Genomic DNA, 15,153 nt, shown 5'->3' on the forward strand with positions numbered 1-15,153 from the left:
CCGCCGGGTACGGCGTCTCCTCGGCCGGCACCGTCGCCTATGCGGCCCATGTGATCGGCTTCGCCTTCGGCGCCCTCCTCGCCGTCCCGCTGCGGCCCGGCACCCGACAGCCGCCGGAACCGCAGCCGGTGCGCCCCCGCCCTCCGCGCTGGTGACCTCCGCGCTGGTGACCCCCCGCCGGTGACCCCCGTACGGCGGCGCAGGTTTGGGCGGCCGACCCCGGGATACCGGGAGGGGCCGAGCAACCCCCGCCCCGGTACGGAGGACATGCCCCATGGACGACGAGAGCCGGCGGTGCCCCTCCAGCGAGGTCCGGCTGCAGGTCAACGGCACGCCGTACCGGCTGCGGCTGGACAACCGCACCACCCTGCTGGACACCCTGCGTGAGCACCTGGACCTCACCGGGGCCAAGAAGGGCTGCGACCACGGGCAGTGCGGCGCCTGCACCGTGCTGGTGGACGGCCGGCGCAGCAACAGCTGCCTGCTGCTGGCGGTGGCCCTGGACGGCGCGGCGGTCACCACCGTGGAGGGGCTCGCCGACGGCGAGCGGCTGCATCCGCTGCAGGAGGCGTTCCTCGAGCACGACGCCTTCCAGTGCGGCTACTGCACCCCCGGACAGCTCTGCTCCGCCGCCGGGGTGCTGGCGGAGGCGGCCGACGGCATGCCGAGCGCGGTGACACCGGTGGGCGAGTCGCCGCGGCTGGACGGCGGCGAGATCCGTGAGCGGATGAGCGGCAACCTCTGCCGGTGCGGGGCCTACCCGAACATCGTCCGGGCCGTGCAGGACACCGCACAGGCGGGGGCGGCACGGTGAAGGGCTTCGACTACCGGCGGGCCGGTGACCCGGCCGGGGCCGTCGCCGCCGTCGCCGCCGCACCGGGCGCCCGCTACCTGGCGGGCGGCACCAACCTGGTCGACCTGATGAAGCTCGGCGTGGAGGCCCCCGACCTGCTGGTCGACGTCGGCCGGGCGCTCGACGACCGGATCGAGGAGGGCCCCGACGGGTCCGTGCGGATCGGCGCAGCCGTCCGCAACAGCGACCTGGCGGCCCATCCCGCCGTACGCCGCCGGCGGCCCGCGCTCTCCCAGGCCCTGCTGGCCGGCGCCTCCGGGCAGCTGCGCAACACCGCCACGGTCGGCGGCAACCTGCTGCAGCGCACCCGCTGCCCGTACTTCCAGGACATCACCAAGCCCTGCAACAGACGCGACCCCGGCAGCGGCTGTCCCGCGGTCGAGGGCGCCCACCGGGACCTGGCGATCCTGGGCGCCTCGGACCAGTGCGTCGCCACCCACCCCTCCGACATGGCGGTGGCACTGGCCGCGCTCGACGCCGAGGCCGTGGTGCTGGGCACCGCCGGGCAGCGCACCGTACCCGTGGCGGAACTGCACCGGCTGCCCGGGGACCACCCGGAGCGGGAGACGGTGCTGGAGCACGGCGACCTGATCACCGATGTGCTGCTGCCCGCTCTGCCGCCCGGCGCCCGGTCCGGCTACCGCAAGGCCCGCGACCGGGCGTCCTACGCCTTCGCCCTGGCCTCGGTGGCCGCCGTACTGGAGGTGCGCGAGGGCAGTGTGCACCGCGTCGCGCTCGCCTTCGGGGCGGTCGCGGCCAGGCCGTGGCGGGCCCGCACCGCGGAGGAGGCGCTGCGCGGCGCCCCGGCCACCGCGGAGTCCTTCGCCCGCGCCGCCGACGCGGAGCTGGCCGCCGCCCGGCCGCTGCGCGACAACGGCTACAAGGTGCCGCTGACCAGAAATCTGACGGTCCGTCTGCTGACCGACCTGGCCGAAGGGGCCTCCAGATGAGCACCACCAGCAGCCGCGCCCTGGGTACCCCGCTGCGCCGGGTCGAGGGCCGAGCCAAGGCCACCGGCACCGCCCGCTACGCGGTGGAGCACTCCGCACCCGGCGCCGCGTACGCCTGGCCGGTCCCCGCCACCGTGGCCCGGGGCGCCGTCACCGCCGTCCACTGCGCGGACGCCCTCGCCGAGCCGGGCGCGCTGGCGGTGCTCACCCATGAGAACGCCCCCAGGCTCAGGGAGCCGCAGGACGCCACCCTGGCGGTGCTGCAGTCCCCGGAGATCGCCCACCGCGGCCAGGTGGCGGCCCTGGCCGTGGCGGAGACCCTGGAGGCGGCGCGGGCCTGCGCCGCCGCCGTCCGGGTCGAGTACGCGCAGCTGCCGCACGATGTGGTCTTCCGCGCCGACCACCCCCGCCTGTACGCCCCCGAGCAGGTCAACGCCGGCTACCCGACGGACCGGGAACGGGGCGGCTTCGACGCGGCGTACGCAGCCGCCGCCGTACAGCTCGACGCGACCTACCGCACCCCGCCGCTGCACAACCACCCCATGGAGCCGCACGCCACGGTCGCCGAGTGGGACGGCAGCAGGCTCCTCGTCAGGGACTCCGACCAGGGCTCCTCCGACGCCCGGCGGACCCTGGCCGACCTCTTCGGCCTCGACCCGGAGGATGTGCTGGTCGTCTCCGAGCACGTCGGCGGCGGCTTCGGCTCCAAGGGCACCCCGCGGCCGCAGCTGGTACTCGCCGCCATGGCCGCCCGGGTCGTGCAGCGGCCGGTCAAGCTGGCGCTGCCGCGCCGGCTGCTCGCCCCGCTCACCGGGCACCGGGCGCCGACCGTCCAGCGGGTGCGGATCGGCGCCGACCGGGACGGCCGGATCACCGCACTCGCCCATGAGAGCGCCACCTGCACCTCCACCGTCAGGGAGTTCGTGGAGCAGTCGTCGGTCCCCTCCCGGGTGATGTACGCCTCCCCGAACAGCCGCACCACCCACCGGGTGGTGGCGCTGAACCTGCCCAGCCCCTCCTGGATGCGGGCCCCCGGGGAGTGCCCCGGCATGTTCGCCCTGGAGTCGGCCGTCGACGAGCTGGCGGAGGCCTGCGGGGTGGACCCGGTGGAGCTGCGGATCCGCAACGAGCCCGACGCCGAGCCCGACTCCGGGCGCCCCTTCAGCAGCCGGGGCCTGGTGGCCTGCCTGCGCGAGGGGGCCCGCCGCTTCGGCTGGCACGACCGCGACCCGCGCCCCGGTGTGCACCGGGAGGGCGGGCTGCTGCTGGGCACCGGGGTCGCCGCCGCCACCTATCCGGTGTACGCCAGCCCCTGTGCGGCCGAGGCCCGTGCGGAACCCGGCGGCGGCTTCACCGTGGGGATCAACGCCACCGACATCGGCACCGGCGCACGCACCGTCCTCGGCCAGATCGCGGCCGACGCCCTGGGCGTCCCCGCGGACACGGTCCGTGCCCTGGTGGGCCGCAGCGACCTGCCCCGGGCAAGCGTCGCCGGCGGCTCCTCGGGCACCGCGTCCTGGGGCTGGGCCGTCCACAAGGCCTGCCGTGAACTGCGGCTGCGCCTCGACCGCGACCACGGGGGCGCGGTGCCGCCCGGCGGCCTCACCGTCACCGCCGACACCACGGAGGACGTCCGGGCCGGCAGCGAGTACGCCAGGCACGCCTTCGGTGCGCACTTCGCCGAGGTGCAGGTGGACACCGGCACCGGGGAGGTCCGGGTCCGCCGGATGCTGGGCATGTTCGCCGCCGGCCGCATCCTCAACCCGCGTACGGCGCGATCGCAGTTCATCGGCGGGATGACCATGGGCCTGGGGATGGCTCTGCTGGAGGGCTCCACCGTGGACCCCCGCTTCGGCGACCACGTCGAGGCGGACCTGGCCTCGTACCATGTGCCGACCTGCGCGGACGTCCCGGACATCGAGGTCGGCTGGATCGACGAGGAGGATCCGCACCTCAACCCCATGGGCTCCAAGGGCATCGGTGAGATCGGCATCGTGGGGGCCGCCGCCGCCCTGACCAACGCCCTCCACCACGCCGTCGGCCACCGCTTCCGCACCCTCCCCGTCCACCCCGACACGGTGCTGGCCGCACTGGGCGCTCTCTGACGGTACGGGGGACCGGCTCCCGCCCGGCTGTCGCCGCGCCCGGGGGCGGTGCGGCTCCCCGCGGTGGCCCCGCACGGTGACGGGGGCCCCCAGGTGTCGGAACGGGCGCCGGACGAACGTTCCCTTGCCGTACGCCGAATCCACGGTGAACTCTGCCTTGCCCGGCCCTCGCCCGCCCGCCCCCGTACCCGGAGCTGGCTAGCATCAGCAGCCATGCGCCCTGCATCCCGCACCAGCCGCCGGGTCCTGCTGCCCGTCGCGATCACGGCGGCCCTGGCGGCGGCCGCCGCGGCGGCACTGCTGCCGTACTCCTCCGCCGCACCGTCCGCCGCCGCGGCCGCCGACGGCCTGCCGCACACCGTGGTCGAGGTGTCGCCGGGAGCCTGCGGGCACGGCTGGGACCGCCCGCACGCCGGACGGCAGGTCTTCGACCTGCGGAACACCTCCTCCGACGCGGCGGAGGTCTATCTCACCGACGCCTCCAGCGGCGCCCTGCTCGGCGAGGTCGAGGGGCTGGCACCTGGCGTGCAGCGTCCGCTTCAGGTGGTGCTGGGACGCGGCAGCTACGTCTTCCGCTGCCTGCCGGAGGACGCCGACGCGGTGACCGGCCCCACCGTGCGGATCACCGCGGGGCCCGCAACCGGCGGCCCCGCCGTGCTGCCGGTGACCGAGCACGACCTGATCCCGCCCACCCTGGAGTACCAGAAGTGGGTCGGCCAGGGCCTCGGCCGGCTGGTCGGCAAGGCCGACGCGCTGCGCGACGCCGTCGACCGCGGCGACCTGGCGGCGGCCAGGACCGCCTGGCTGGACGCCCATCTCGCGTACTCCCGGCTGGGCGCCGCCTACGGTGCCTTCGGCGACCTGGGCGACGCCGTGGACGGGCTCGCCGACGGGCGGCCCGGCGGAGTGAAGGACCAGGACTTCACCGGCTTCCACCGGATCGAGTACGGCCTGTGGCACCACGAGGCCGCGGACCGGCTGCGCGCTCCCGCGCGGCGGCTGGCGGACGACGTCCGCAAGCTCCGCGACCGGTGGGCGGACGCCCGGATGGAACCCGCGGACCTCGGAGTGCGCGCCCACGAGATCACCGAGGACACCGTCACCTTCGAACTGACCGGGCACAGCGACTACGGCAGCGGCTCCTCCCTGGCCACCGCCCGTGCCCAGCTCGACGGCACGGCCGAGGTGCTGGACCGGCTGCGCCCGCTGCTGGAGCCGCGCGACCCCGAACTGCCCGGGATCGACCGGTGGCTGGCCCGTACCCGCGACGACCTGGACGCCCTGCGGCACGACGGGACCTGGCCCGCGCCCGGGGACCTGCAGGTGGAGCAGCGCGAGCGTGTCGACGCGGACTTCGGGGGACTGGTGGAACGGCTGGCCGGGGTGGCGGCCGTGTGCGACGTGAGGAGGACCTCGTGAACGGGTCGGAGGGGGTCGGCCGCCGGTCGTTCCTGCGCCGCGCGGTGGCGGCCGGGGTGGGCGGCGCGGCCGCCGGAGCGGTGGGGCTGCGGGTGGCGGAGTCCGCCGCGGAGCCCGAGCGGACGGCCGCGGATCAGTCCCCGGCGGTGCCCTTCCACGGGACCCACCAGGCCGGCATCCTCACCCCGCCGCAACGGCACGCGGCGTTCACCGCCTTCGATGTGACCGCACGCGACCGGGGTGAACTGGCCGAGCTGCTGGGCGTCCTCACCGAGCGGCTGCGCTTCCTCACCGCCGGCGGCTCCCCGCTGCCGGCGGGCGTCGGGGAGCCGCCCTCCGACTCCGGGATGCTGGGGCCGGTGGTGCCGGCCGACCGGCTCACCGGGACGGTGGCGGTGGGCGCCTCGCTCTTCGACGACCGGTACGGCCTGGCGGCGCTGCGCCCGAGGCGGCTGCGCACCATGGACGTCTTCCCGGACGACGCCCCGGAGGACGCCTGGTGCCACGGCGACCTGCTGCTCCAGCTGTGCGCGGAGAACCCCGACACGGTGCTGCACGCGCTGCGGGACATCGCCCGGCACACCCGGGGGCTGATGCAGGTCCGGTGGCGGATCGACGGTTTCGTCTCGCCGCCCCGCCCCGGCGGCTCCCCCCGCAATCTGCTGGGGTTCAAGGACGGCACGGGCAACCCCGACACCGCGGACTCCGGGCTGATGGACCGGCTGCTGTGGGTGGGGCGCGGCGCCGGCGAGCCCGACTGGGCGACCGGCGGCAGCTACCAGGTGGTGCGGCTGATCCGGATGCTGGTGGAGTTCTGGGACCGCGTGTCGGTCAACGAGCAGGAGCGGATGATCGGCCGTGCCCGGGACACCGGCGCACCGCTGGACGGCTCGGCGGAGTTCGACCCGCCCAGGTACACCCAGGACCCCAAGGGCGACGTCATCCCGCTGGACTCCCACATGCGGCTGGCCAACCCCCGCACCCCGGCCGACGCCGCCTCCCGGCTGCTGCGGCGCGGCTACAACTACGACCGGGGACTGCTGCCCAACGGGGACCTGGATGTCGGGCTGGTCTTCTGCTGCTTCCAGCAGGACCTGGACCGGCAATTCGCCACGGTGCAGAAGCGTCTTGCGGGGGAGCCGATGACGGACTACATCAAGCCGTACGGAGGCGGCTACTTCTTCGCGCTGCCGGGGGTGCGGGGCCCGGCCGACCGGCTGGGCGGCGCACTGCTGGCCTGATCCCCGAGGGTCGATCCTCAAAGGAAGGCAAAGAACATGGTGGATCTTCTGACCCTGTGTTCACCCCGGTGCCTTCCCCTGCCCGCATCCCGGTCGCAGGGCCCAGAAAAGCTCACTCGCAGTCCGTCAGCGAAGCCAGGAAGGTCAAAGATGGTCAGCAGGAGATCGCTCAGCGAGCAGGTCCGCAAGGGAACACGCCGGACCGGCGCGCTCGCCGCCGCAGCGGCACTGGTGGCGCTGGGCGCCGCGGGCCCCGCCGCGGCGGCACCGCAGCACGGAGGCCACGGGGCTCCGGGGCACAGCGACAGCCGCACCGCAACGCCGATCAAGCACATCGTCGTCCTGTACCAGGAGAACGTCTCCTTCGACCACTACTTCGGGACCTACCCGGTGGCGGCGAACACCGACGGCACGCCGTTCCACGCCTCGCCCCGCACCCCGAAGTCGGCCGACACGCTGGCCTCCGCGGGTCTGCTGAAGAGCAACCCCAACCAGTACGCGCCCAAGCGGCTGGGCCCCGGCCAGGCGGTGACCTGCGACCAGAACCACAACTACGGCGCCGAGCAGCTCGCCTACAACGGCGGCAAGGCCGACAGCTTCGTCCAGTACACCGAATCGGACAAGTGCTCGGGCGGCCTCTTCGGCGAGCCCGGCCTGGTGATGGACTACTACGACGGCAACACCGTCACCGCGCTGTGGAACTACGCCCAGCACTACACCCTGAGCGACAGCTCCTACAGCTCCACCTACGGGCCCTCCACCCCGGGTGCGCTCAACCTCGTCGCCGGCCAGACCCACGGCGCCATCTCGGTCGACCCCGCCAGCGGCACCGAGAACCCCAAGCAGACCGCCACCCCCGACGCCTACACGGTGGCGTCGCCCGACGCCCACGGTGTCGGCACGGTCATCAACGACCCGGACCCGGCGTACGACGACTGCTCGGACAAGGACCACACCAGCAGCAACGCGCTGGCCGCGCTCCAGGGCAGCAACATCGGCGACCTGCTCAACGCCAAGGGCGTCAGCTGGGGCTGGTTCCAGGGCGGCTTCCGTCCGAGCACCCCCTGGGACGGACAGCAGGGCCACTACGCCAAGTGCGGCGGCGCCACCCACGCCAACATCGCAGGCGCCTCCTCGGTGGACTACAGCCCGCACCACTCGCCCTTCGAGTACTACAAGTCCACCTCCAACCCGCACCACCTGGCGCCGGCCTCGGTCGCCGAGATCGGCCACAACGGCCGCGCCAACCACAACTACGACCTCACCGACTTCGACGCGGCCCTGGCCGACGGCAACCTCCCCGCCGTCTCCTTCCTCAAGGCCGCCGAGTACCAGGACGGCCACGCCGCCTACTCGGACCCGATCGACGAGCAGCACTTCCTGGTCTCCGAGATCAACAAGATCCAGCAGTCGCCGGAGTGGAAGGACACCGCGGTGGTCGTCGCCTACGACGACTCCGACGGCTGGTACGACCACGTGTACGCGCCGGTGAAGAACGGCTCCAAAGACTCCACCGTGGCCTCCAACGGCAAGGCCAACGACTCGGCCGCCTGCCAGGCCGGCCCCGCGGCGCAGGGCGGCTACCAGGACCGCTGCGGCCCCGGCCCGCGCCAGCCGCTGCTGGTCATCTCGCCGTACGCCAAGGCCAACCACATCGACCACACGCCCACCGAGCAGGCCTCCATCACCTCCTTCATCGAGGACAACTGGGGCACCGGCCGGATCGGCGACTCGTCCTTCGACCGGCGTGCCGGTTCGCTCGCGGGCGCCTTCGACTTCCGCCACCCGGTCAAGCAGCAGGTGCTGCTGAACGCGGACGGCTCGGTCAAGTCGGTGCGTCCGATCCCGAGCCACCCCGGGCGCCCCGCCCGGGTGGCCCTGAAGAACGCCGACACCGTGGCCGCCGCCACCGACAGCCCCTCCGCGGTGCTGCCGGCGGCGCTCGGCGGAGCGGCCGTGGTGGCCGCCGCCGGCGGCTGGCTGGTGACCCGCCGGACGCGCCGGGCCCACAGCGCCCGCTGACCCAGAGGCAAAAACGGGCAAAGGCACGACAGGCGGACGAACGACAGGAGGGGCGGCCCACGGGGCCGCCCCTCGGTCGTGCGGGGTCCGGTACGCCGGGCAGGTGCCCGATCAGGGCTTGCGGCCCAGACCGGCCACGATCAGCTGCTCCCACAGGGTGGCGTCCCGCTGCTCGGTGCCGAAGCGGCTGTCGCTCTCCGGTGGATCGGGCCGCCAGTCCCGGCAGGTCACCACACCCGGCTCCAGGATCTCCAGGCCGTCGAAGAGGGCGCGGATCTCCTCCGTGGTGCGCCAGCGCCCCCGGCCGAAGGTCTGCTGGAGGGTGCGCTCGGCCTCGGCGGTCTCCGGGTTGTCGCCGGAGCGGAAGTGCGAAATGAAGAAGTGGCTGCCCGCAGGGACCTGGTCGCGCCAGTAGGCGACGATCGCGCCCGGGTCCTCGTCGTCGTTCACATGGTGCAGGATGGCGGAGAGGATCACGCCGACCGGCTGGTCGAAGTCGATCAGGCCGAGGGTGTCCGGGTGCGTGCGGACGGTCTCGGGCTCGCGGACGTCGGCCCGGACGACACAGGTGCGCTCGTCCTCCTCCAGCAGCGCCCGGCCGTGCGCCAGGACGATGGGGTCGTTGTCCACGTACACCACTCTGGTCTGCGGGGCGCTGCGCTGGGCGACCTGGTGCACATTGTCCGCGGTGGGCAGTCCGCTGCCCATGTCGATGAACTGGCGTATGCCTGCGGTGAGCGAGATGTCGCGCACCGCCCGGGTCAGGGCCGCGCGGTTGGTGTGCGCGATCGCCACCGAACCCGGCAGGTTCACCATGAAGTGGTCCCCGACGACCCGGTCGGCGGCGAAGTTGTCCTTGCCGCCCAGGAGGTAGTCGTAGACACGGGCGATGCTCGGTTTGCTCTGGTCCACCTCGGAGCCGTGCTCGGCCATGCCAACCATCCTGTCCTGACGGGTTGTCGACTGGCTCACATGGTAGAAGGAGACTGATCGTCAGGGAGGGCTTCCGGCGAACCGCCCGGCACCGTTGCGGCGAGGGCGGGGATCAGTCCGGCGGCGCCCGGCCGGCCGTAGAGCCAGCCCTGGGCGGTGTCGCAGCCCAGCGCCCGCAGCCGGTCCGCCTGGTCCGCGGTCTCCACGCCCTCGGCGGTGACGGTGAGGCCCAGCGCCCGGGCGAGGGAGACCAGCGCGGTGAGGATCTTCTCGGCGGTGGGGTCGGGCTGCCCGGGGCCGGCCAGGTCGCCGATCAGCGAACGGTCGATCTTCAGGGTGTCGACGGGCAGCCGGTGCAGATGGGAGAAGTTGGAGTAGCCGGTGCCGAAGTCGTCCAGGGCGATGGCCACCCCGTGGTCGGTGAGCCGCCGCAGCGCGTGCAGCGCCTGGTCGTCCGCGCCGATCAGGGCGTTCTCGGTGACCTCCAGGCAGAGCGTCTGCGGCTCCAGCTCGGCCTCCTTGAGGATCCGCAGCACATCGTGCACCAGCTCCGGGCAGCGTGCCTGACAGGGCGCCAGATTGACGTTGATCCGCAGCGGCACCTCCGGCAGCTGCAGCTGCCAGGCCCGGGCCTGCCGGCAGGCGGTCTCCAGCACCCAGCGGCCCAGCGGCACGATCAGCCCGGTCTGCTCCGCCAGCGGGACGAAGGCGTCCGGGCCCAGGGTGCCGTGCTGGGGATGGCGCCACCGCACCAGCGCCTCGGCGCCCACCAGCGATCCGTCGGCCAGCGACACCAGGGGCTGGTACTCCAGGAAGAACTCGCCGCGCTCCAGAGCGGTGGGCAGATGGGTGCAGAGGGTGGAGCGGGCGATCTCCCGGGCGTGGCTGTCCGCGTCGTACAGCGCCCAGCGCTGCGCGCCCTGGCTCTTGGCGCGCAGCAGGGCGATGTCGGCCGCCTGCACCACCTCGGCCGGCTGCAGCGCGTCGGCGGAGCAGGCCAGCACTCCCGCGCTGACGGTGACCGAGAGCCTGCGGCCGCCGGCGTCCACCGGGGTGGTCAGACAGTTGATCAGCCGCTCGGCGAGGTCGGTCATCTCCTCCTCGCCCGCCGGGTCCGGCACCAGCACGGTGAACTCGTCGCCGCCCATCCGGGCGACCGTCCGCCCGGGGTCGTCCAGGCAGCGGCGGAAGCGTTCGGCGACGGCGCAGAGCAGCTCGTCGCCGGCGTGGTGGCCGAGGCTGTCGTTGACGGCCTTGAAGCCGTCCAGGTCGAGGTAGCAGACACCCACCGTGCGGACCGGGGAGCCCGGGGCCAGGGCGGCGCCGAGCCGCTCCAGGAAGAGCGCCCGGTTGGGCAGGCCGGTGAGCGGGTCGTGGGTGGCCGCGTGGTGCAGCCGGTCGTGCAGCATCCGGCGCTCGGTGATGTCCTCCAGCATGGCCACCTGGTACTGGGGGCTGCCCTGCTCGTCCCGGATCATCGAGACCGTCAGATCGGTCCAGACGACCGAGCCGTCCTGCCGGAAGTAGGGCTTCTCCACCCGGAAGTGGTCCCGCTCACCGCGTATCGAGTCCTGGTAGAGCTCCCACACGCCGTCGGCGTCGTCGGGGTGGACGAAGTCGGTGACGTTCAGCCGGCGCAGGTCCTCGGGGCTGGCGGCGAGCATCCGGGCCAGTGCGTCGTTGACATCGATGATGCGGCCCTGCAGGTCGGCGATGCTGATGCCGATCGCCGCCCCGCGGAACAGCGCCTGGAAGCGGGCCTCGCTGGCGCGCAGCGCCTGCTCGGCCCGGGTCCTGGCGGTCAGCGCGGCGCGGGAGATGGACTCCTGCTCGCCGAGGGCGCGCTCCCGCAGCTCACGGGCGTATCCGGCCGCCAGGTGGTGCTGCAGCCGGGTCAGCCGGCTGCGGGCGGTACCGGGCTCGCCGGAGAGATCGGTCGGGCAGTACAGCAGCAGATAGGACTCGATGACGTCCAGGGTCTGCGCCAGCGCCTGCGGGTCGGTGCAGTGCGCGCGCACCAGCGCCGCACCGATCTCCCGGGCCGGCCAGGGGTGGAACGGCCGGGCCGTCAGCAGGGCGTGCAGCCGTGCCGCCAACGGCTCCAGGTACGACTGGAGTTCGGCGCGGCTGAGCGAGGTCGTGGAGACCGGGTACACGGCGCGGCACCAGACGGCGGCGAAGCGGCGCAGGGCCTCGCAGGGACCCCGCGCTGCGGCGGGGTCCGTCCGGGGGGCTGTTCCGGTCACGGCTTGCGTCCCACTCCCACATAGCCGCTGAACCGGGCGGGGTCGTCGCCGGCGGCGTGGGCGTTGTCGCCCCACTCGCCGAGCATCCGCACCCCCGGCTCCGGGGTGAAGCCCTCGAAGAAGCGCTCCACCTGCTCCCTGGTCCGCATGGTGAAGGGCGTGCCGACCCCGCTGTACAGCCGCTCTATCCGGGCGGCCTCCTCGGGGCGGCCGTCCTGGGTGGCGTGCGAGAGCACCAGCAGGCTGCCCGGGGCCAGCGAGTCGCGCAGCTCGGCCACCAGCCCGTACGGCTCGGCGCTCTCCGGGATGAAGTGCAGCACCGCCACCAGCAGCAGCGCCACCGGGCGGCCGAGGTCGAGCAGGCCGTCGGCCTCCACCCGGCTGAGGATCTCCTTGGGACGCAGCAGGTCGGCCTCGACCACGGACGCCTGCGGGACGTCCTCGAGCAGGGCCTGGCTGTGGGCGACGGCCACCGGGTCGTGGTCGACGTAGACCACGCGGGAGGCGGGGTCCGCCTCCAGGGCGACCTCGTGCACATTGCCGAAGGTGGGCACGCCCGAGCCGATGTCCAGGAACTGGGTCACCCCGGCGGCCGCGGCCTGCCGTACGGCGTCCCTGATGAAGGCCCGGTTGGCCTGGGCGATCTTGGGCAGGTCCGGCAGGATCTCGACCGCCTTGCGACCGGCCACCCGGTCGACCTCGAAGTTGTGCGATCCGCCGAGGAAGAAGTCGTAGATGCGGGCCGCGCTGGCCTTCTCCAGATCGATCCCCTGCGGTGCCCACGTCGGACGGTCCACTGACGCCCCTCCAGATCCCTGCACTGCCGGGAGCGCTCTCCGCCCCCGCTGCCGACCGCACGCTACCCCGAACATCCCTGCGACACCCCCACAACCGGAATCCTATCCCCGAAATTGGCGCGAACATGTCGCGCCATCGAAGCGTCACCGGGTCTCCGCCGCTTATGCATCGCCCGGGCGCAATCACCCGATCTGACGCCATGTCCGGCTTTCCGCCCGGTCAGCGGCCGGGCGGCGCCTAGCGTCCAGGGTGATCGCTGGTCCTCGCAGGAGAGTTGAGGTGCGGATGTCGCAGCCCTTCCGGCTTCCGAAGTTCTACGAGCCCTACCCGGCCCGGCTCAGCCCCCATCTGGAGTCCGCCCGCACCCACTCCAAGTCGTGGGCCCGCGAGATGGAGATGATCGAGGGCTCCGGCGTCTGGGACGAGCACGACTTCGACTCCCACGACTACGCGCTGCTGTGCGCCTACACCCACCCCGACGCGCCCGCCGCCGAACTGGCGCTGGTCACCGACTGGTACGTCTGGGTCTTCTTCTTCGACGACGACTTCCTGGAGCGCTTCAAGCGCACCCCGGACATGGCCGGGGCCCGGGCCTACCTCGACCGGCTGCCCGCCTTCATGCCCGTCGAGCCCGGCGCGGCGGTGCCGCGGCCGGCCAACGCGGTGGAGCGCGGACTGGCCGACCTGTGGGCCCGTACGGTGCCCGCCATGTCGCAGAGCTGGCGCGCCCGCTTCGCCGAGGCCACCCGCAACCTCCTGGAGGAGTCCCTCTGGGAGCTCGCCAACATCAGCGACGGCCGGGTCGCCAACCCGCTGGAGTACGTCGAGATGCGCCGCAAGGTCGGCGGCGCCCCCTGGTCGGCCGGTCTGGTCGAGTACGCCGCGGGCGCCGAGGTGCCCGCCGAGGTCGCCGGCTCCAGGCCGCTGAGGGTGCTCAGGGACGCCTTCTCCGACGGCGTCCACCTGCGCAACGACCTCTTCTCCTACCAGCGGGAGATCGAGGACGAGGGGGAGCTCTCCAACGGCGTCCTGGTCTTCGAACGGTTCCTCGGCTGCACCACCCAGCAGGCGGCGGACGCCGTCAACGACCTGATCACCTCCAGGCTGCAGCAGTTCGAGCACACCACCCTCGCCGAGCTGCCGCCGCTCTTCGCCGAGCACGGCCTGGAGGCGGAGGCCCGCGCCCGCGTGCTGGCCTATGTCAAGGGACTCCAGGACTGGCAGTCCGGCGGCCACGAGTGGCACATGCGCTCCAGCCGCTACATGAACGGCGAGGCGGAGCACGCGACCCCGTTCCTCAGCGGCCCGCTCGGCCTGGGCACCTCCGCGGCCAGGATCGCCGCCTCGGTGGCCGCCACCATGCCACAGCGGCTCCGCAGCCACAGCCACCGCCCGCAGGCCGTCGGGCCGATCACGGTCCCCGACCTCCACATGCCCTACCGTGCCCGGCTCAGCCCCCATCTGGAGGGCGCCCGCGAGCGCAACCTGGAGTGGGCCCACCGAATGGGGATCCTCACCGCGGTACCCGGGGTGCCCGGCTCCGGCGTCTGGGACGAAGGCCGGCTGCGCGCCGCCGACCTGGCGCTGTGCGCCGCGGGCATCCATCCGGACGCCTCCCCTGAGGCCCTGGACGTCACCACGGGCTGGCTCACCTGGGGCACCTACGCGGACGACTACTACCCCGCCGTCCACGGACGCACCCACGACCTGGCCGGGGCCCGGCTCTGCAACGCGCGGCTGTCCTCCTTCATGCCGGTGGACACCGATCTGATGCCCGTCCCGGCCAACGGCCTGGAGCGCGGCCTGGCGGACCTGTGGACCCGTACGGCCGGGCCGATGCCGCCCGGCGACCGCGAGCGCCTGCGTCGCGCCGTCGAGCAGATGACGGAGAGCTGGCTCTGGGAGCTGGCCAACCAGGCGGAGCGCCGCGTCCCCGACCCGGTGGACTACATCGAGATGCGCCGGGCGACCTTCGGGGCCGACCTCACCATGAGCCTCTCCCGGCTCTCCTCCGGGGGGACGCTGCCGCCCGGGGCCCGGTGCAACCGCCGGGTGCAGGCGCTGGAGCGGGCGGCGTCGGACTACGCGGCCCTGGTCAACGACCTGTACTCCTACCAGAAGGAGATCCAGTTCGAGGGCGAACTCCACAACGCGGTGCTGGTGGTGCAGGACTTCTTCGACTGCGGCCTGGCGGAGGCCCTCGGCGTGGTGGCCGACCTGACGTGCTCCCGGATGCGGGAGTTCCAGCAGCTGGCCGAGGTCGAGCTGCCCGCGCTGGCGGGAGAGCTCGCCCTCGACGAGGCAGGACGTGCGGCCCTGGCCCGCCATGCGGTGGAACTGCAGGACTGGATGAGCGGGATCCTCGTCTGGCACCGGCGGTGCGACCGCTACCGGGAGTCCGAGCTCCGGCGGCCGGTCGGCCTGCCCCCGGGCGTCCCCCGCCGTCCCATGGGCCTGGGCACCGGCGCGGCCCGCCTCCCGCGTGGCGCTGCCGCACTGACCGGTTCCTAGCCGGTCCCGTACGGCCGGGGGCCGCGCCCGCGGGGAGGGCTCGGCCCCCGGCCCCGGCGTGGCCCTCGGTGGCCG

10 protein-coding genes are annotated in these 15,153 nt (G+C 73.7%); 7 read left to right on the forward strand and 3 right to left on the reverse strand.

Translation table 11 applies throughout. The features are described 5' to 3' along the window. Positions 1 to 274 precede the first annotated feature (274 nt). From AOK09_RS23390 to AOK09_RS23415, 6 genes are all read left to right on the forward strand, one after another. Positions 275 to 814, forward strand: coding sequence for a 2Fe-2S iron-sulfur cluster-binding protein (locus AOK09_RS23390; RefSeq protein ID WP_055589202.1), 540 nt, complete (start codon positions 275 to 277; stop codon positions 812 to 814). Beyond that, positions 811 to 1,803, forward strand: coding sequence for an FAD binding domain-containing protein (locus AOK09_RS23395; protein WP_055589203.1), 993 nt, complete (start codon positions 811 to 813; stop codon positions 1,801 to 1,803). Before AOK09_RS23390 ends, AOK09_RS23395 begins: the two co-directional genes overlap by 4 nt. Then, positions 1,800 to 3,908 carry a xanthine dehydrogenase family protein molybdopterin-binding subunit gene (locus AOK09_RS23400; RefSeq protein WP_055589204.1) on the forward strand — a complete coding sequence of 703 codons (2,109 nt, stop codon included), beginning with the start codon at positions 1,800 to 1,802 and terminating at the stop codon, positions 3,906 to 3,908. Before AOK09_RS23395 ends, AOK09_RS23400 begins: the two co-directional genes overlap by 4 nt. Before the next feature lie 213 nt (positions 3,909 to 4,121). Continuing rightward, a complete protein-coding gene (locus AOK09_RS23405) occupies positions 4,122 to 5,327 on the forward strand; it encodes an EfeM/EfeO family lipoprotein (RefSeq protein WP_055589205.1) in 1,206 nt (401 codons plus the stop codon). After that, entirely contained in the window at positions 5,324 to 6,568 is a 1,245-nt protein-coding gene (gene efeB, locus AOK09_RS23410; RefSeq protein ID WP_055589206.1) for an iron uptake transporter deferrochelatase/peroxidase subunit, read from the forward strand. The genes AOK09_RS23405 and efeB overlap by 4 nt, the downstream gene beginning before the upstream one ends. A gap of 150 nt (positions 6,569 to 6,718) precedes the next feature. Next, on the forward strand, positions 6,719 to 8,590 hold the full coding sequence (locus AOK09_RS23415) for a phospholipase C (protein ID WP_055589207.1): 1,872 nt from the start codon (positions 6,719 to 6,721) through the stop codon (positions 8,588 to 8,590). 111 nt (positions 8,591 to 8,701) lie between these two features. Here AOK09_RS23415 and AOK09_RS23420 read toward each other — a convergent pair whose 3' ends face one another. The 3 genes from AOK09_RS23420 to AOK09_RS42430 are packed head-to-tail and all read right to left on the reverse strand — an operon-like array spanning position 8,702 to position 12,566. Continuing rightward, positions 8,702 to 9,523, reverse strand: coding sequence for an SAM-dependent methyltransferase (locus AOK09_RS23420; protein ID WP_055589208.1), 822 nt, complete (start codon positions 9,521 to 9,523; stop codon positions 8,702 to 8,704). Between the two features lie 35 nt (positions 9,524 to 9,558). Continuing rightward, positions 9,559 to 11,769, reverse strand: a complete 2,211-nt coding sequence (locus AOK09_RS23425) for a putative bifunctional diguanylate cyclase/phosphodiesterase (protein WP_055589209.1) — start codon at positions 11,767 to 11,769, stop codon at positions 9,559 to 9,561. After that, positions 11,766 to 12,566, reverse strand: a complete 801-nt coding sequence (locus AOK09_RS42430; protein WP_055589210.1) for an SAM-dependent methyltransferase — start codon at positions 12,564 to 12,566, stop codon at positions 11,766 to 11,768. The genes AOK09_RS23425 and AOK09_RS42430 overlap by 4 nt, the downstream gene beginning before the upstream one ends. Before the next feature lie 286 nt (positions 12,567 to 12,852). On the opposite strand from AOK09_RS42430, the gene AOK09_RS23435 reads away from it, so the two are divergent. Further along, on the forward strand, positions 12,853 to 15,078 hold the full coding sequence (locus AOK09_RS23435; protein WP_055589220.1) for a terpene synthase family protein: 2,226 nt from the start codon (positions 12,853 to 12,855) through the stop codon (positions 15,076 to 15,078). The last annotated feature ends 75 nt before the right edge of the window (positions 15,079 to 15,153 follow it).

The organism is Peterkaempfera griseoplana, from assembly GCF_001418575.1.
GTDB classification, from domain to species: Bacteria; Actinomycetota; Actinomycetes; order Streptomycetales; family Streptomycetaceae; genus Peterkaempfera; species Peterkaempfera griseoplana.